Genomic DNA, 18,110 nt, shown 5'->3' on the forward strand with positions numbered 1-18,110 from the left:
TTAAAGCGTGACGTTGGACTTAAGAGCGATGCCTTACAGCAGCTCAAACTCGCTCTGCTTCACCCGGGCGGAGTCCACGCCGATAAAGACATTGAATTTGCCCGGCTCAGCAACGTATTTCATCTGCTGGTTCCAGAACTTCAGCGCGTCGACGTCAATCGGGAAGCTGACGGTTTGCGTTTCGCCCGGCTTGAGGTTGACCTTTTTAAAGCCGCGCAGCATTTTCACCGGCCGGCTCATGGAGGCGGTGACGTCCTGCAGGTAGAGCTGGATCACCGTCGCCCCTTCGCGATTGCCGGTGTTGGTCACCTGCACGCTGGCGGTCACGCTGCCATCGCGCGGCATGGTGGCCGACGACATGGTGACATCGGAGACGCTAAAGGTGGTGTAGCTCAGACCGTAACCAAACGGATACAGCGGGCCATTGGCTTCATCGAAGTAACGCGAGGTGTACTTGTTCGGCTTCTCCGGATTATACGGCCGGCCGGTATTCAGGTGGCTGTAGTAGGTTGGGATCTGGCCCACCGAGCGCGGGAAAGACATCGGCAGCTTGCCCGACGGGTTGTAGTCGCCAAACAGCACGTCGGCGATGGCGTGGCCGCCTTCGGTGCCAGCAAACCAGGTCTCCAGCAGCGCATCGGCTTGCTGATCCTCTTTCACCAGCGCCAGCGGACGCCCGTTCATCAGCACCAGCACCAGCGGTTTGCCGGTGGCTTTAAGAGCGGCAATCAGATTGCGCTGGCTCTGCGGCAGGGTGATATCGGTCCGGCTGGAGGCCTCATGCGCCATGCCCTGCGCCTCGCCCACCACGGCGACCACCACATCGGATTGCTTCGCCGCCGCGACCGCTTCGTCGATCATTTCCTGCGGCGAGCGTGGGTCAACCTGCACCGCGTTCTCATACAAATTGAGGAAATCGACAATGCCTTTGTCATCGGTAACGTTCGCCCCTTTGGCGTAAATCACTTTGCCGTTATCGCCCAGCGCTTCTTTGATGCCGGTCAGGACGGTCACCGACTGGTCGGCCACCCCGGCCGCGGACCAGCTGCCCATCATGTCGCGCTTGCTGTCCGCCAGCGCGCCCACCACCGCGATAGTGCCGGATTTTTTCAGCGGCAGCGTATCAAGACGGTTCTTCAGCAGCACCAGGCTCTCGCGAGCCACTTCGCGCGCCTCTTTACGATGCAGACGACTTTCCGCATTGGTGTCCTGCGGGTCAGAATCTTTCGGTCCCAGGTGGCTGTAGGGATCGTTGAACAGTCCCATATCATATTTCACGTTGAGCACGTGTCGGGTGGCATCATCCAGCTCGGCCATGGTCACCTTGCCGGACTTCACCAGCCCCGGCAGGTACTTACTGTAATACTCGTCGCTCATGCTCATGTTGATGCCGGACTTCAGCGCTACGCGCACCGCGTCTTCCGGGTCGGAGGCCACGCCGTGCTTAATCAACTCTTTGATGGCGCCGTGGTCGGAAACGGTGATGCCTTTAAAGCCCCACTGGTCGCGCAGGACGTCTTTCAGCAGCCAGGAATCAGAGGTCGCCGGGGTGCCGTTCAGCGAGTTCAGGGCTACCATCACCGCGCCGCTGCCGGCATCAAGCCCGGCTTTATACGGCGGCATATAGTCGTTGAACAGGCGCTGCGGGCTCATGTCGACCGTATTGTACTCTTTCCCGCCCTCCACCGCGCCGTAGGCGGCGAAATGCTTGACGCTGGTCATCACCGAATAGCGGTCCGCCGGGCTCTTGCCCTGCATCGACTCCACCATCGCCTGGCCCATCATCGTGGTCAGATAGGTGTCTTCCCCGAACCCTTCGGAAGCGCGTCCCCAGCGCGGGTCGCGGGAGACGTCGACCATCGGCGCCCAGGTCATGTTCAAGCCGTCATCGGCGGCTTCATAAGCTGACACGCGGCCCACGGTCTTCACCGCATCAAGGTTAAACGACGAGGCCAGGCCGAGGCTTATCGGAAACACGGTGCGCTGACCGTGCAGCACATCGTAGGCAAAGAACAGCGGGATCTTCAGGCGGCTAAGCTGCATCACCTGATCCTGCATTACACGGATATCCGGGCGGGTAACGGTGTTAAAAATCGCCCCCACCTGACCGTTCTTGATCATTTCACGGATCGCCTCTTTCGGGTTATCCGGGCCAACGCTTATCAGACGCAGCTGGCCGATTTTCTCGTCCACCGTCATTTTTTTCAGCAGGTCGGTGACAAAGGCATCCCGCGCCTGCGGGGTCAGGGGGTGGTTACCAAACAGTTCATCCGCCAGCGCGGGTTGCAGCGCCAGACTCACGGCGACGCCTACAGTGCAGAGCCATTTCATTGTTATCTCGCTTTATCTCAGACGGGGACTCGGTAAAACATAATAAAAACCGCAGTTTGCCATATATATAAACAACGCGCCCGCAGAATGCTAAGGTTCTTCTCTGATTTTTGCGAAACATTCATGCATCAAATTGTCATACAAAGCGCTATGCTTATCCTCGATATTTCGCGCACCACCACAAGGAGTGGAACATGTCATCTGCACCCACTGACACCCATAAAACGTTTCTGGCTGACCTGGCGCGCCTGGTTGGCCCTTCGCATCTGCTGACCGACCCGGCAAAAACCCAGCGCTACCGCAAAGGCTTCCGCTCCGGTCAGGGCGAGGCCCTGGCGGTTGTCTTTCCCGGCACCCTGCTGGAACTCTGGCGCGTGCTCAACGCCTGCGTAGACGCCGATAAAATTATTCTGATGCAGGCGGCCAACACCGGCCTGACCGAAGGTTCGACCCCCAACGGCAATGATTACGATCGCGAGATCGTGATTATCAGCACCCTGCGCCTGGACAAACTGCATCTGCTGGACAAAGGCGAGCAGGTGCTGGCCTGGCCCGGCACCACCCTCTATTCGCTGGAAAAAGCGCTCAAACCGCTGGGACGCGAACCGCACTCGGTGATCGGTTCGTCATGCATCGGCGCATCGGTCATCGGCGGGATCTGCAACAACTCCGGCGGCTCGCTGGTGCAGCGCGGGCCGGCCTACACTGAGATGTCGCTGTTCGCGCAGATTGACGCCGACGGCAAGCTGAAGCTGGTCAATCATCTGGGCATCGATCTCGGCAGCACGCCGGAGCAGATCCTCAGCCGCCTCGATGACGAACGGATTAGCGATAGCGATGTGCTGCACGACGGCCGCCACGCCCACGATCACGACTATGTCACCCGCGTGCGCGATGTCGATGCCGACACCCCGGCGCGCTATAACGCCGACCCGGACCGCCTGTTCGAATCCTCCGGCTGCGCCGGCAAGCTGGCTGTTTTCGCCGTGCGTCTCGATACTTTCCCGGCGGAAAAGCGCCAGCAGGTGTTTTACATTGGCACCAACCAGCCGCAGGTATTGACCGAGATCCGCCGTCATATCCTCGCTGAGTTCCAGCATCTGCCGGTGGCGGGGGAATATATGCACCGCGATATTTACGATATCGCCGAGAAGTATGGCAAAGACACCTTCCTGATGATCGACAAGCTCGGCACCGACAAAATGCCGTTCTTCTTCACCATGAAGGGGCGCACCGACGCGATGCTGGAGAAAGTCTCGCTGTTTAAGCCGCACTTTACCGACCGCTTTATGCAGAAACTCGGCCACGTCTTTCCGGCGCATTTACCGGAGCGGATGAAAACCTGGCGTGATAAATATGAACATCATCTGCTGCTGAAGATGGCTGGCGACGGCATCGAAGAAGCGCAGCGTTGGTTGACGGAGTACTTTCAGCAGGCCGAGGGGGATTTCTTCGCCTGTACGCCGGAGGAAGGCAGCAAGGCGTTCCTCCATCGCTTTGCCGCCGCCGGCGCGGCGATCCGCTATCAGGCGGTGCATGCCGACGAAGTCGAAGATATTCTGGCGCTGGATATCGCCCTGCGGCGTAACGATACCGAGTGGTTCGAACATCTGCCGCCGGAGATCGACAGCCAGCTGGTGCATAAGCTCTACTATGGCCACTTTATGTGCCATGTGTTCCATCAGGATTACATCGTCAGGAAAGGGGTCGACGCCCACGCGCTGAAGGAAAAAATGCTGGAGTTACTGAAAGCGCGCGGCGCCCAGTATCCGGCGGAGCATAACGTGGGTCATCTGTATGAGGCCCCGGAGAGCCTGCAGCAGTTCTATCGCCAGAACGATCCCACCAACAGCATGAACCCGGGGATTGGTAAAACCAGCAAGCAGAAATACTGGGGTGAAGCGGCCCCGACGCCAGCCTCTCCGGCGGATCCGCAATAATCGACGGCAGGACTATTCAGCCTGGCGCTTCTGTATTACGCTGCACGCCGGAGAATGTTTCTCCGGCAGATTCAGGAGCGCCGCCATGCCCGCAGAGGCCCCGTTACTCGACAGTGATTTAGAAATTCGCGAAGCGCTGCCCGACGATGCGCACGCCATCGCCGCGCTGTATGTCTGGCACGTACTTAATGGCCGCGCCTCCTTCGAAGAGATCCCCCCCACCGTTGACGAAATGCGTAAACGGATCCAGACCGTGCGCGACAACGGGCTGCCGTGGCTGGTAGCACTGTGGCGCGGGGCTATCGTCGGCTACTGCTATGCCACCTTCTATCGCCCGCGTCCGGCCTATCGCTACACCCTCGAGGAATCGATATACGTGGAATCCGGAATGGGCGGACGCGGCATCGGCAGCGCGCTGCTGTCCAGGCTAATCGCTGAGTGCGAGAAAGGCCCGTGGCGGCAGATGCTGGCGATCATCGGCGATGGCCATAACAATGCCGGCTCGCTGGCGATCCATAAAAAGTTCGGCTTTACCGTGGCGGGTCAGCTGCGCAGCGTCGGCTACAAGATGGGCGACTGGCGGGATACGTTGATTATGCAGCGCGCGCTGGGTGACGGCGACTGGACGCTACCGGAGTGATATCCGGCGCCAAATCCCCGGCTCGCGGCGTAAACGCCTTAGCCGGGCTACCGTTCAGCGCGGTTCCGTAGAGGCGTCAGCCGCCATCCTGCACAAACACCGGCACTCGGCCTGATTGCCCGGCGGCGCTGCTGGACTGACCCCATAAAGTTGGATGGTTCATATTAAGCGGCTCTCAGAGCCTGGGTTCGGTACTCTACCGGACTCAGGCCTTTTAATTTCAGGCTTATCCGCTCGTTGTTGTAGTAATGGATATAGTCCTCTACGGCTTTTCTTAGCGCACTGACACTCCTGAACTCCCTCAGATAAAAACACTCCGATTTCAGGGTCCCGAAGAAGTTTTCCATCACTGCATTATCCAGGCAGTTTCCTTTACGCGACATACTCTGCGTCATCCCATGCGCCTTTAAACGTTCCTGATAGCTCCTCATCCTGTAATGCCAGCCCTGATCCGAGTGCAGCAGCGGAGCATCTCCCGGTCTGAGCTTCGGGAACGCACCGTCCAGCATCGTATTCACCATCTCCATCACCGGCCTTTCCGACAGGCTGTAGGCGATAACCTCCCGGTTAAACAGATCGAGAACTGACGACAGGTAAAGCTTTTTTCCCTGTACCGGGAACTCTGTCACATCTGTTACCCATTTTTCGTTGGCTTTTGACGCACCGAAGTTCCGGCTCAGGATATTGGGCGCGGCCTCGCCCGTTCTCCCTTTCCAGGCACGATATTTTTTCGCCCTTATCACAGACCGGAGTGACAGTTCTGCCATCAGCCGCTGCACTGTTTTATGGTTTATCCGCAGCCCCTGTTTTCTCAGTGCGAGCGTGATCCTGCGGTAGCCATAACGACCTTTGTGATAGTGGTATATCTTCCTGATGTTCTCTTTAAGACCCGCATACCTGTCCCCTTGCTTCAGTGCATTCATATTGTAATACCACGTGCTACGGGACATACCGGCCGCCCGCAGAAGGTCCCGCAGAGCGTGTTCATGCCTTAGTTCACTGATTATCANGGCTTTTTGCCATTTTTTTCGCTCTGAACCAAGGCTTTCAACTTTTTTAGATAGGCATTCTCTGCCCGCAGATAACGCAGTTCGGCCCTGAGCTCTTCGGGGGAGAGTTTTTCCAGCTCTTTATCTGTCAGTGGTGGGATATTTTTTGGCTTTGTCATTTGTCCGGGCCGTCCGCATTGCATGTTTAAAAGACCTTCCGCTCCGGCATCGTTGTACACGTCGAGCCAGCGCCGGACAAGTATTTCTGCGGAGAGATTAAACCGGGCAGCCGCTTCACGCATCGTCAGGCGGTCACTGATAACCGCCCGGACGACCACGAGTTTAAATTCATCGGAATAATGATTATTTTTTGCAGTCAGGCCTTCTGCACCGTGGAACTGCCATGCCCTGACCCAGCGACGGACAGATGTTCTTTCAATACCAAAAAGGTCGGCTGTACTCTGTTCTCCGTCTTTACCGGACAAATAATGATTAACCACAGCCAGTTTTGTTTCAGGGGAATACTTTGGTTTAGCCATAAAACTGCACCTTACTCAGTTGGGTGTCCAACTTTTGGGGTGCAGTCCACTGCGCTTGCCGGGCCTNCGAANGGGNNGAACCCGNNGCCAAATCANGTAGNCCGGATAANGCGCGAGCCNCCATCCGNCACAAACACCGGCACTCGGCCTGATTGCCCGGCGGCGCTGCGCTTGCCGGGCCTNCGAANGGGNNGAACCCGNCGCCAAATCACGTAGNCCGGATAAGGCGCAATGCGCCGCCATCCGTGAGACATGCAGATTAATCGTTCTGCGCGGTCTGCGCGCCGCCTTTCAGCATCGCCTCCGCCATCTGCGCTTCGCGCTGCTTTTTATAGCTCAGCGCCGAGGCGGGTACCGGCATTACCTTCCCGGTTTCAATCCAGGTCCGCAAGCGGCTGGCGTCAGCGAAGTGGGTATATTTGCCGAAGGCATCCATCACCACCAGCGCCACCGGACGTTGGTTAATCACCGTGCGCATAATCAGGCAGTGGCCGGCAGCGTTGGTGAAGCCGGTTTTGGTCAGCTGAATGTTCCAGTTATCGCGATACACCAGATGGTTGGTGTTGCGGAACGGCAGGCTGTAGGCCGGATGGGCGAAGGTGGCGGTCTCTTCTTTGGTGGTGCTCAGCTGGCCGATCAGCGGATACTGCTCGCTGGCGATCAGCAGTTTGGTCAGATCGCGGGCGGTGGAGACGTTATGCACCGACAGGCCGGTGGGCTCCACGTAGCGGGTATGGGTCATGCCCAGCGCCTGGGCTTTGGCGTTCATCGCGCGAATAAAAGCGTCGTAGCCGCCCGGATAGTGATGCGCCAGGCTGGCGGCCGCGCGGTTCTCGGAAGACATCAGCGCCAGCAGCAGCATATCGCGGCGACTAATCTGGCTGTTGAGGCGCACGCGGGAGTAGATCCCCTTCATTTCCGGCGTATGGCTGATATCCACCGTCAGCATCTCATCCAGCGGCAGATGGGCATCGAGCACCACCATGGCCGTCATCACTTTGGTGATCGACGCCATCGGGCGCACCAGATCCGGCTGGCTGGCATAAATGATTTTTTTCGTGGCCAGATCGACGATCATGGCGCTTCCGGAGGCAATTTCCGGCTGCGAGGCGGTCACCGCCGTCGGGGTTTTTGCTAACGCCTGGGGCGCAAAAGGCACAGCCAGCAGCAAGGTCAGGCTGAGCAAAGAGACTCGAAATTTCGGCATCATGGGCATTCTGAAAAGTATTTTTGCACGTTATGGAACGTACGCCGCGAGGTTAAGTGGGCAACTTCGCTGGCAAACGCCATCATACCGCGCCGTAAGGCCCTGTGCCTAATAAGAATCGTGAAGAAATGCTGCATTGCCGACATAAAATACATATTTGCCGGCAATGCATATTTACCCGTGTCGCCCGATCAGAAGAGTCGGTAGCCATACCCCCAGAGCACCACGGTGATGGCCAGCAGCACTTCCAGCACCAGTACCCCAATAGCTAGCGTCGAGCTGGCAAAGCTTAACCCCTCTTCCCGATTAATGCTCAGGAAGGTCGGAATGCCGAGATACAGCAGATACCCGGTATAGAACAGCGCAATAGTACCGACCAGCGCGCACAGCCAGACCAGCGGATAGAGCGCCACAATCCCGCTCAGAAACAGCGGGGTGGCGACGTAGCCGGCAAACACCATGCAGCGTTTCAGGGAAGGCTGCTGCGGATACTGCCTCGCCATCCACCAGATGACCCGCCCCATGATCGCCACCCCGGCGAGCATCACGGCGTAAAACAGCACCGCCAGCGCCAGTCCGGTCAGCATCGACAGTTTAATCACGGTGCCATCGCCGAAATTCCAGCCCAGCTGCGTGGTGCCGATAAAGGCGCAGATTACCGGAACCGCCGCCATCAGCAGCACATGATGCGTATAGTGATGAGAAATGGTTTCATTCTCGCTCTTAATCACGCTCATTTCCCGGTTGGGATGAGCGAAGAGCCCCCAGACATGGTTCATAGCGTCCCCCTTGTCACGGCTTCGTACTGCACTGATCCAAGTATAATTCACCCTGTAGATTATTTTATGTACAGCACAGAAAATTCTGCGTCGCCGCGTTTTGGTCAGCAGGGTGTATGATTAAGAGGTGATGAGGTAAGGAGAAAAGCTTTTTATGGATATCAATCACCTGATTTCCCAGTATGGCTACGCGGCGCTGATCGTCGGCAGCATGGCGGAAGGTGAGACAATTACCCTGCTGGGCGGCGTCGCGGCGCATCAGGGGCTACTGAAATTTCCCCTGGTGGTGATCGCCGTCGCCCTCGGCGGGATGATTGGCGATCAGCTGCTCTATCTGGTCGGTCGCCGCTTCGGGGGACGCATCCTGCGCCGTTTCGCCAGTCAGAAAGCGCGGATCCGTAAAGCGCAGCGTATGATCCAGCACCGGCCGTGGCTGTTTGTCATCGGCACCCGCTTTATGTATGGCTTCCGGGTAATCGGCCCCCTGCTGATCGGCGCCAGCCGCCTGCCGCCGCGCATTTTCCTGCCGCTGAATATTGTCGGAGCGCTGGTGTGGGCCCTGCTGTTTACCACCATTGGCTATCTCGGCGGCGAGGTGGTTGGCCCGTGGCTGCACCATCTGGATGCCCATCTGAAGCACTGGATCTGGCTGATCCTCGCGGTGGTGGTGGTGGTGGCCGCCCACTGGTGGCTCAGGCGGCGCGAGAGTAAGAAGAAAGACTAAGCGGCGCGCCCGCGGGCGCACCGTGGTTGGCGGTTACTTCACCGTCTGGTGGTAGCCGCCGCCGAGGGCCGAGGTCAGTTGAATGCTAGCGTCAATCCACTGGCCGTGCAGGCGCAATGCGGTGATCCGCTCCTGCAGCGCCGGGAGCTTCGCCATACTGACTCTGGAGCCAGGTAAGATCCCCGCCGCCATTCGGGCCTGCGCCAGATCTACTACCCGTTGAGCGTCTTTTTCAACCTGCTGCTGCTGCTGGCTTTTGGCCATTAATGTTTCGACCTGGCTGGCGGTTTTCGCCACCTGGTTAACGGCATCCACCACCGCTTTGTTGTACTGGGCGATCGACAGGCTATTCTGCGCGCTGGCGATATCCAGGTTGGCGTTAAGGCGGCCGCTGTCAAAGATCGGCAGCGTCAACCCGGCAGTAACGCCCATCTGCTGCGCCGAATGGCGGAAAAGATCGCTTAAGTGCAGGGCATCCTGCTGCAGGAACGCCATCAGATTGATGTCCGGATAAAATGCCGCTTTCGCCGCGTCCACTTCGCTCAGGGACGCCTCAATATACCAGTGGGCGACCTGCAGATCCGGGCGGCGCGCCAGCAGCTCATAGCCGAGGGTATCTGGCAGCTGCGCGCTGACCGTTGGCAGGCTGGCGGGTTTGAGGTTTAGCGACTGGCTCTGGCTGTTGGTCAGGGCCATCAGCCGCGCTTCAATCTCTTTCATCGTGCCCGTCACGTCCGCCAGCTGCTGGTCGGTTTTGCTGACGTTAATATCGTTCTCCGCCCCTTCGGCGGAGTTAGTGATCCCGCGCTGATACAGGGCCTTGTCGACCGTCACGATATTATTTTGCTCGTTTTTCACCTGCTGCAGCACCGCTTTGATCGCCGCTTCCGTCTGCCACTGCCAGTACAGACGCGCCACGCTGCCGGAGAGCAGCTCACGGGTCTGGGCCTGTTCAGCAACCTGGGCTTTCAGCTCGCCGATACGCGCTTTCACCAGCGCACGGTTTTTTCCCCACAGATCGAGATCCCAACCGGCGGTCAGGCCAAAGGTACCGTTGGTGTACCACGGGCCGGTATTGCCGTCGGTGTCGGTAGCAAACGGTCCCATCAGGCCTTCGGCCGACATGCGCTGGCGTTCAATATCGGCGGAGAAATCCATCTCCGGGCCAAGATTCGCCTGCGACATTCGCGCCTGCGCTTCGGCAAGCCTGATGCGCTGTTCGGCAATCTGCATATCCGGCGCGTTGGCCAACGCTCGCTGAATCAGATTATTAAGCTGTGGGTCATGGTAATCTTTCCACCAGTCAGTCTGCGGCCAGCCATTTTTCACGGCGGCAGGGAGATCCATGGAAACATGGGAGGCTGGAATTTGCTGCTGCGGCGGATTAGCAACCTCATGAGATGGCGCGCAGCCAGCCAGCGCGATGGCCAGGGGCAATGCCGCCAGCACGCTTTTATTTAATATCAATTTCATTGGACAGGTCAGATAACTTAATCAGGTTGGTTATCATAAGTTAATTGAATTAAACGCGTTTAGTAAAGCGTGTGACTAAATTATTAGTTTGCTAAAAATAAACAACCTTATCAATTCAGGGGGTGAATATGAGCAGACATCTTTTAACGAGCCGCACCTCTTTACCACCCTACCCGCTCTGGATGAAGAGAAAGAACGTCCGATGACCTTTTTACTGCGCGCGCGTAAACCNNCTAACCCCCCGCCCGGCGATGGCCGGGCGGGCATTCTTTAGGCTTTCAGGCTGGCGCCGCGGCTGGCAATCACCTCTTTATACCAGCTAAAGCTCTTCTTCTTACTGCGCGCCAGGGTGCCGGTACCGTCATCATGGCGGTCGACATAGATAAAGCCGTAGCGCTTCGACAGCTCCGCCTTTGAGGCGCTCACCAGGTCAATCGGTCCCCAGCTGGTAAAGCCCATCAGCTCAACGCCATCGTCAATGGCTTCCCGCGCCTGCACCAGGTGGTCGTTCAGGTAACTGATGCGGTAGTCATCGTTAATGCTGCCGTCGGCTTCCACCTTATCTTTGGCGCCCAGACCGTTTTCCACGATAAACAGCGGCTTCTGGTAGCGATCCCACAGCACGTTCAGCAGCGTGCGCAGGCCCAGCGGGTCTATCTGCCAGCCCCACTCCGAGCTCGCCAGGTGCGGGTTCGGCACCATGCTGAGAATATTGCCGCGCGCCTGCTGGTTCAGCGCCTCGTCGGCGGTGACGCAGCCGGTCATGTAGTAGCTGAAGGAGATAAAGTCGACGGTGGTTTTTAGCGCTTCACGATCGGCGTCGGTGATGGTGAGCGTGATGCCGTTGTCACGGAAATAGCGCTGCATATAGCCCGGGTACGCGCCGCGCGCCTGTACGTCGCCGAAGAACTGCCAGCTGCGGTTCTCCTGTAGCGTCTCAAACACATCCTCCGGTTTGCAGCTCAGGGGATACATCAGCCCGCCGAGCAGCATATTGCCGATTTTGCCCTCAGGCACCAGCTCATGACAGGCTTTGACCGCCAGCGCGCTGGCCACCAGCTGGTGGTGAATCGCCTGATACACCTCGCCTTTGCTGCTGCCGGCCGGCAGGCCGACGCCGGTCATCGGGGCATGTAGCGACATATTGATTTCGTTAAAGGTCAGCCACAGTTTGACCTTATTTTTATAGCGGCTGAACACCGTCCGGGCGTAGCGCTCAAAGAAGCCAATCACCTCCCGGCTGCCCCAGCCGCCGTAGTTTTTTACCAGCGCCCATGGCATTTCATAATGCGACAGCGTCACCAGCGGGGTGATGTTGTGCTTCGCCATCTCGTCGAACAGCTTGTCGTAGAACGCGAGGCCGGCTTCGTTCGGCTCGGCGTCGTCGCCGTTGGGGTAGATGCGGGTCCAGGCGATAGAGACTCGCAGGCAGTTAAAGCCCATCTCGGCAAACAGGGCGATATCTTCCGGATAGCGATGGTAAAAATCGATCGCCACATCTTTTATGCCGCTGTCGCCTGGTACGCGCTCGACCACTTCGCCGAAAACGCCGTGCGGCTGCACATCGGAGGTGGATAAGCCTTTGCCATCTTCCAGATAAGCACCTTCCACCTGATTGGCCGCGGTCGCGCCGCCCCATAAAAAATCCGTCGGGAATGTTTTCATCTTTTTCTCCTGTGATTAATGGCTGACTGACAACAGCGGCTGACCGGCTTCGACGGTGCTGGACGCCACCGTATCAATCTCCCGGTAGTCGTCGCTGTTGCTGATAATGATCGGGGTCGCCAGGTCGTAGCCGGCGTCCAGAATCGCCTGGCGATCAAACTCAATCAGCAGATCGCCGGCCTGTACCCTGTCGCCCTCTTTCACATGCGCGGTAAAGGGCACGCCGTCGAGTTTGACCGTGTCGATGCCGACGTGGATCAGCAGCTCAATGCCGCTGTCGCTTTGCAGTCCGATGGCGTGTTTAGTCTGAAACAGGGAGGCCACTTCGCCCGGGAACGGGGCAATCACTTGGCCCACCGCCGGGATAATGGCGACCCCTTTACCCAGCAGGCCGCTGGCGAAGGTGCTATCCGGCACCTGCTCGAGGGCGATAACGCTGCCGCTCATCGGCGCCAGAATATCGTTTGCCGAGGCCGGGGCTACCGTCACGGCGCCCGGTGCAGCGCTGGCGCGCGGCAGGCCGGCGAAGAAGGTCAGCACGCAGGCGAGCACGAAAGCCACGCCGGTGCCGATAAGCCCGCCCCAGACGCTGGCGTCAATCCCGCCGGGCGGGATCATCTGCGCCGGGAAAAAGATATTCGGCACGCCGAACGAGTAAGCATGACTATTACTGAAGGCGGTGATCGCCCCGCCGATGGCGCCGGCGATACAGCCGAAGATAAACGGACGACGCAGCGGCAGGGTCAGACCATAGATAGCCGGCTCGGTGATGCCAAACAGCCCCGCAGAGAAGGCGGAACCGGCCAGCATCCGCTGACGCGCATCGCGGGTGGCCAGCAAAATCCCCAGAACCGCCCCCACCTGGGCAATCACCGCCGGAAGAATAATCGGCAGCATGGAGTCGTGACCAAGTACCGTCATGTTGTTGATCATCAACGGCACCAGCCCCCAGTGCAGGCCGAAAATAACGCACACCTGCCACATGGCGCCCAGTACCGCGCCCGCCAGCCATGGGGCAAACGCATAAATGAACTGGTAGCCGTTGGCCAGCAGATGGCTCAGCCAGGTGGCGACCGGGCCAATCACCAGGAAGGTGAGCGGGACCACCACCGCCAGGCAGATCGCCGGGCTGAAGAAGTTTTTCATCGATGACGGCAACAGCGCATTGCTCTTGCGCTCCAGCCAGCAGGAGACCCATGAGGCGAGAATAATCGGGATCACTGATGAGCTGTAGTTGATAAAGGTCACCGGAATGCCGAGAAAGTGCTCCACCGCCGCGCCCGGCGCCTGGCTGGCCTCAAAGGCCTGAATCATCAGCGGGTGGGTTAACGCCCCGCCAATCACCATCGAGATAAACGGGTTGCCGCCAAACTTCTTCCCGGCGGTATAGCCAAGAAACAGCGGGAAGAAAAAGAACAGCGCATCGCTGGCGGCAAACCAGATTTTATAAGTCCCCTGCTCCGGCGTAAGCCAGCCGCAGGTCACCGCCAGCGCCAGCAGGCCTTTCAGCAGACCGGTTGCCGCCATCACGCCGATAAACGGTGTAAAGATGCCGGAGATGATGTCGATAAGCTGGCTTAACACCGATCCTTTGGCCGCTTTTTCCTCGGCAACCGGTTCGCTGTCATCGCTTAACCCCGCCTCCTGGCGCACCGCCAGCCAGACGTCGTGAACGTGGTTGCCAATCACCACCTGAAACTGGCCGCCGCTCTCCACCACCATAATCACGCCCGGATTGGCCTTCAGCCCTTCGGCATCGGCTTTGCCGTTATCCTTCAGTTTAAAACGCAGACGTGTCGCACAGTGAACCAGACTCACAATGTTCTCTTTGCCGCCGACGCGGTTGAGAATATCCTGCGCGAGTGCTTTATATTCCATGCTCTTTTCCTTACTGCCGCTGCCCGCAGACAACCGGCGACTGAGTAGTAAAAAATAAAAAAACCCGAGAACCACGCCGGTGGGCGTCGCGCTCAGGTTTTGCCTGCATCATGCAGTAACAATCCAGTTTTGTTGGGGAGAATTAACGCCCCTCTTTTCTTACCCGTTCGATATGAATGGCAAGAAACATAATTTCTTCGGTGGTCAGCGACCGCTGATACTGCTTTTGCAGATGCGTCGCCACCGTTTCCGCACACTTCCACGCTTTGGCGTAGTTATCTTTCACCGCGCTGTGCAGCGAGACGTCGTCATCTTCCACCACCGTGCGCGTCAGCATCCGCTGGGCGAAAAACTTCAGGTGGGTGACGAAACGCTGATAGCTCAGCGACTCTTCATCGTAGTTAAGCTGCAGCTGATACTTCACCAGCTGCAGGATCTCCTGCATCACCCGGGTCACGTGCATGACCTCCGGCATTTCGCTGTTGAGCTGCGCCGTCACCAGATGCAGGGCGATAAATCCGGCTTCGTCCTCCGCCAACTCCACGCCGAGCCTTTTGGCAATGATGGCCCTTGCCTCCTGGCCCAGCGCGAACTCCTTCGGATACAGCCGCTTAATCTCCCACAGCAGCACGTTACGCAGTGCGATGCCCTTTTTCTGCCGCTCGATAGCAAAATGACAGTGATCCGTTAACGTGATGTACAAACTTTCCTGTAACTTGCCCAGCCGTCCGCGTGCCAGGTCGATAATGCGATCGCAGGTGGTCATCACTTCTAACGGTATCTGACTGAGCAGCTCGCCTAAGCGGCCGACCAGCTCATCGCTTTGTAAGGCGAAAACTTTTTCAATTTTACTGTCGTCCAGCACGTCGCCCGGGCGTTTCTGAAAGGCCAGCCCTCGCCCCATCACCACCTGTTCGCGCCGGTGCTCGTCGAGAACCACCACCACATTGTTATTGAGTACTTTGGCGATTTGCATATAGACCCCAGAAACAAAAAAACCTGACCCCCGACGAAACGCCAGGTGATCAGGTTTTGCCTGCCGCAGCAGTTGCAATCCAACACCCGCACTGTAACAACTTCTGCTGCGCGCTCAACCTGACAAGTGAAAAAACGTGATTAAGATCGCGACTATCAGAAGGTCACGACGGTTTTCCACTCCACTACCCACGCGTCCTGGGTCTGCGCGACGCCGCCCGGACGGTGCCAGTACTGCAGGCCCGGCTGCAGCTCCAGCCAGGAGACCGGGCGGAAGCGATAATAGAGTTCACCGTTCAGCGAATGACCGGCCACCGGCTGGTAAGCCGGATCGTTATAGTCGGTGGCGCCGCTTATCTGATTCATATAGCGCTGATTACGTGCGTAGTGGCTGCTCATGTCGATCCACGTCAGGCCGAAGCCAATCCAGTCCTCCGGGCGGGCGTCAAACAGACCGCGGTAGCGCATGGAGGCGGCGACGGCGGAGTGGATATAGTTGCTGCGCTGGTCGCTGAGGCTGCCGCTCAGTGAGACGCTCATCCCCCGCAGCGGGTCGTCGGCGTGGCGGGTGATCTGCTGGTTCAGGCCGGCGTACATAAACCAGGTGCTATCGTGCTCGGCGTAACCTTGCGGATCGGTCGCCCCGGCGCCGCCGGATTTACCGCTGTAGAGGTCGCTCTGCGGCGCGTTAGTCCAGACCACGCCAAGGTTATAGGCTCCCGGCAGGCCATTAATCAGCGGACGGGTTTCGATCTCCATCGGCAGTAAGATGCCTTTGCTACCCTTCGTCGACCAGCTCCACGCGTGGCTGCGCGCGGTAGCCTGCGGGTTTTGCTCCATCACCCCGCCTTTCAGGGTGACCGTCGGCGTCAGCTTGTACTCCAGGGTGGTGCCCCAGGTGTGAATGTTCCAGTTATTCCAGGTCAGCGAGTTGGCCGATTTCCCACCGCACTGGGTCAGCAGCTGAAAATCGCAGGGAATGATCTGGTCGAAGGTTTGCACCTTGTTCATCATGCCGATGCGCCAGGTCAGGCGGCGGTCGTCAAAGCTGCGGGCAAAGGTGAGCCAGCCAAGGCGGGTAATCGACCCGCCGCCCCAGCTCTCCTGCGATAGATCGTTGAAACTCACCCGCGGATCCTGCAGCCGTTTCGTGGTGAGATTATCATCGTGGTTGCGGTTGACGATGTTGCCTTCGAGACGCGCATCCGGTATGCCGGTCCAGCGCTCCAGATCCTGGGTAAAGGTCAGCGCCACCTGGTCAATATAGGCCAGGTGTTTATCATGGTCATAACCGCCGCCGGCGTTGTAGGCCATCTCGTTAAGATAGCCGAGATTATAATGAAAGCCGTTTTCTTCAAGGATCGGACGAATGCCTAGCATATCGCCCAGCAGCCCTTGCTGCCCGGCTTCAAACCCCAGCGCGCTGCCGTTCCACGCCGGGATGTCCGCGGCGCTCACGGCAGGCGCCATGGCCGCCAGCATAGCGCCGATCAAAAGCTGATTTATTTTTTTGTTATGCATTGTGATATCCACCGTGACTGAATAAAAACAAAGGGGATCCCCAGGCTATTTATTTACCCGTTTTCTTTTTTTTAAAATGAATGGCAAAAAGCGTCCGTCGGTAATAAAACCGCGACAATGCCAGAGAAATCGTTATTCACATCTCATTGTTTTACATCATCATTTTATCCACCCTGAATTTTTACCAAAAAAAAACCTAAGCACTTTGCGCCACGAATGACGAAAGTGCTTAGGTTTTGCCTGAGTTCAGTAGCAATCCTGAATTGATTGACCGCACATTATCACTTTATTCAACCCATGCCTATCATCAACAGGCATGCAAGTAATAATATGTGAAGCGAATAACAGTATGGCGGTTAATAGCGGCCGATCGCCGCCGCTATTTCAGCAGACGTTTGCAGGGCGCGAATTTCATTAAACAGGGTCAGCGCCTCGGTATATTCCTTGCGTAAATAGCCTAACCACTGCTTAATTCTCGCCACATGATACAGACCGGTATCACCCTGCTTTTCCAGGCGGGTATATTTTTGCAACAGCTGGACCACCTGCGGCCACGGCATGCGCGGTTCATTGTATTTGATCACCCGGCTGAGGTTCGGCACATTGAGCGCCCCGCGGCCAATCATCACCGAATCGCAGCCGGTGACAGCCATACAATCCTGGGCGCTTTGCCAGTCCCAGATTTCACCGTTGGCGACCACCGGGATAGTCAGGCGCTGGCGGATCTCGCCGATCGCCTGCCAGTTGATGCGTTCGGCTTTGTAGCCATCTTCTTTGGTACGGCCGTGAACCACCAGTTCGCTGGCCCCCGCCTGCTGCACCGCGTCGGCGATTTCAAAGCGCCGTTCACCGCTGTCCCAGCCAAGACGAACTTTCACCGTCACCGGCAGATGCTCGGGAACCGCCTCTCGCATGGCTTTCGCGCCGCGATAGATCAGCTCCGGATCTTTCAGCAGCGTTGCCCCGCCGCCGCTGCCGTTTACCAGCTTCGACGGACAGCCGCAGTTTAAATCCACCCCCCATGAACCCAGCGCCACCGCGCGGGCGGCATTTTCCGCCAGCCACTCGGGATATTGTCCCAGCAGCTGGACGCGCACGCGGGTGCCGGACGGCGTGCGGCTCTGGTGATGCAGTTCCGGGCATAGCCTGTAGAACGATTTTACCGGCAGCAGTTGATCCACCACGCGCAGAAATTCGGTGATGCAGAGATCGTAATCGTTAACCTCGGTCAGCAGCTCGCGCACCAGCGAATCGAGCACGCCTTCCATCGGCGCCAGTAGAACACGCATATCGTTACCCGGAAAAAAAAGAGGCGCTATGGTAGCGCCTCCGGGCGCTGGTTGAAAGCGCTCAATGCGTCGGACCAGACGCACGCCGTTCCCCGCACGCTCGATGCGGCAAAGCGGCGAGATAATCTCTATGCTTTACAGAGGTCTGTGGCGTCCCATT

Annotated in this window: 12 protein-coding genes and 2 pseudogenes; 4 read left to right on the plus strand and 10 right to left on the minus strand. The window is 58.0% G+C overall.

Translation table 11 applies throughout. From position 1 onward, the window contains the following. Positions 1 to 33: 33 nt before the first annotated feature. Complete coding sequence (bglX, locus tag VZP09_RS12975) at positions 34 to 2,331, minus strand: beta-glucosidase BglX (RefSeq protein ID WP_004890744.1); 2,298 nt, start codon at positions 2,329 to 2,331, stop codon at positions 34 to 36. 194 nt (positions 2,332 to 2,525) lie between these two features. Here bglX and dld point away from each other — a divergent pair, with 194 nt between their 5' ends. Both dld and VZP09_RS12985 read left to right on the plus strand, forming a co-directional pair. Further along, on the plus strand, positions 2,526 to 4,271 hold the full coding sequence (dld, locus tag VZP09_RS12980) for a D-lactate dehydrogenase (protein WP_002912827.1): 1,746 nt from the start codon (positions 2,526 to 2,528) through the stop codon (positions 4,269 to 4,271). 85 nt (positions 4,272 to 4,356) lie between these two features. Next, a complete protein-coding gene (locus VZP09_RS12985; RefSeq protein WP_002912829.1) occupies positions 4,357 to 4,911 on the plus strand; it encodes a GNAT family N-acetyltransferase in 555 nt (184 codons plus the stop codon). 164 nt (positions 4,912 to 5,075) lie between these two features. Here VZP09_RS12985 and VZP09_RS12990 read toward each other — a convergent pair. The 3 genes from VZP09_RS12990 to VZP09_RS13000 all read right to left on the minus strand — a co-directional run bounded on the left by VZP09_RS12990 (position 5,076) and on the right by VZP09_RS13000 (position 8,425). Beyond that, positions 5,076 to 6,439, minus strand: a protein-coding gene (locus VZP09_RS12990; protein ID WP_328795197.1) for an IS3-like element ISKpn1 family transposase whose coding sequence is annotated in 2 segments (ribosomal slippage) — positions 5,076 to 5,971 and positions 5,971 to 6,439 — 1,365 coding nt in all. Because the reading frame shifts where the segments join, the coding sequence is not laid out codon by codon here. 259 nt (positions 6,440 to 6,698) lie between these two features. Beyond that, positions 6,699 to 7,649, minus strand: coding sequence for a D-alanyl-D-alanine endopeptidase (pbpG, locus tag VZP09_RS12995; protein WP_004180615.1), 951 nt, complete (start codon positions 7,647 to 7,649; stop codon positions 6,699 to 6,701). A 188-nt stretch (positions 7,650 to 7,837) separates the two neighbouring features. Then, complete coding sequence (locus VZP09_RS13000) at positions 7,838 to 8,425, minus strand: Yip1 family protein (RefSeq protein ID WP_002912831.1); 588 nt, start codon at positions 8,423 to 8,425, stop codon at positions 7,838 to 7,840. Between the two features lie 154 nt (positions 8,426 to 8,579). On the opposite strand from VZP09_RS13000, the gene VZP09_RS13005 reads away from it, so the two are divergent. Next, positions 8,580 to 9,149 carry a DedA family protein gene (locus VZP09_RS13005; RefSeq protein WP_002912833.1) on the plus strand — a complete coding sequence of 190 codons (570 nt, stop codon included), beginning with the start codon at positions 8,580 to 8,582 and terminating at the stop codon, positions 9,147 to 9,149. A gap of 33 nt (positions 9,150 to 9,182) precedes the next feature. On the opposite strand, the gene mdtQ is transcribed toward VZP09_RS13005, so the two are convergent. Further along, the gene (gene mdtQ, locus VZP09_RS13010) at positions 9,183 to 10,622 is read right to left on the minus strand and encodes a multidrug resistance outer membrane protein MdtQ (protein WP_004149095.1); all 1,440 of its coding nucleotides are present in this window, start codon (positions 10,620 to 10,622) and stop codon (positions 9,183 to 9,185) included. A 169-nt stretch (positions 10,623 to 10,791) separates the two neighbouring features. On the opposite strand from mdtQ, the pseudogene VZP09_RS13015 reads away from it, so the two are divergent. Continuing rightward, positions 10,792 to 10,896: pseudogene (locus VZP09_RS13015) on the plus strand (SAM-dependent methyltransferase); the annotation flags it as partial. On the opposite strand, the gene VZP09_RS13020 reads toward VZP09_RS13015, so the two are convergent. From VZP09_RS13020 to dusC, 5 genes and pseudogenes are all read right to left on the minus strand, one after another. Then, positions 10,893 to 12,287, minus strand: a complete 1,395-nt coding sequence (locus VZP09_RS13020) for a glycoside hydrolase family 1 protein (RefSeq protein WP_023301154.1) — start codon at positions 12,285 to 12,287, stop codon at positions 10,893 to 10,895. The pseudogene VZP09_RS13015 and the gene VZP09_RS13020 sit on opposite strands and share 4 nt — an antisense overlap. A gap of 15 nt (positions 12,288 to 12,302) precedes the next feature. After that, positions 12,303 to 14,277, minus strand: a pseudogene (bglF, locus tag VZP09_RS13025) (PTS beta-glucoside transporter subunit IIABC). Positions 14,278 to 14,307: 30 nt separating this feature from the next. Continuing rightward, positions 14,308 to 15,141, minus strand: coding sequence for a transcriptional antiterminator BglG (bglG, locus tag VZP09_RS13030; RefSeq protein ID WP_002912842.1), 834 nt, complete (start codon positions 15,139 to 15,141; stop codon positions 14,308 to 14,310). Between the two features lie 155 nt (positions 15,142 to 15,296). Further along, positions 15,297 to 16,661: a carbohydrate porin gene (locus VZP09_RS13035; RefSeq protein WP_004175080.1), complete on the minus strand. Its 1,365-nt coding sequence runs from the start codon at positions 16,659 to 16,661 to the stop codon at positions 15,297 to 15,299. A gap of 356 nt (positions 16,662 to 17,017) precedes the next feature. Next, positions 17,018 to 17,950 (minus strand): tRNA dihydrouridine(16) synthase DusC, encoded by a 933-nt coding sequence (dusC, locus tag VZP09_RS13040; protein ID WP_002912862.1) that lies wholly within the window; start codon positions 17,948 to 17,950, stop codon positions 17,018 to 17,020. Between the last annotated feature and the right edge of the window lie 160 nt (positions 17,951 to 18,110).

Origin of the sequence: Klebsiella sp. EMBS2024 (assembly GCF_036233805.1) — a bacterium.
GTDB lineage: Bacteria > Pseudomonadota > Gammaproteobacteria > Enterobacterales > Enterobacteriaceae > Klebsiella > Klebsiella pneumoniae.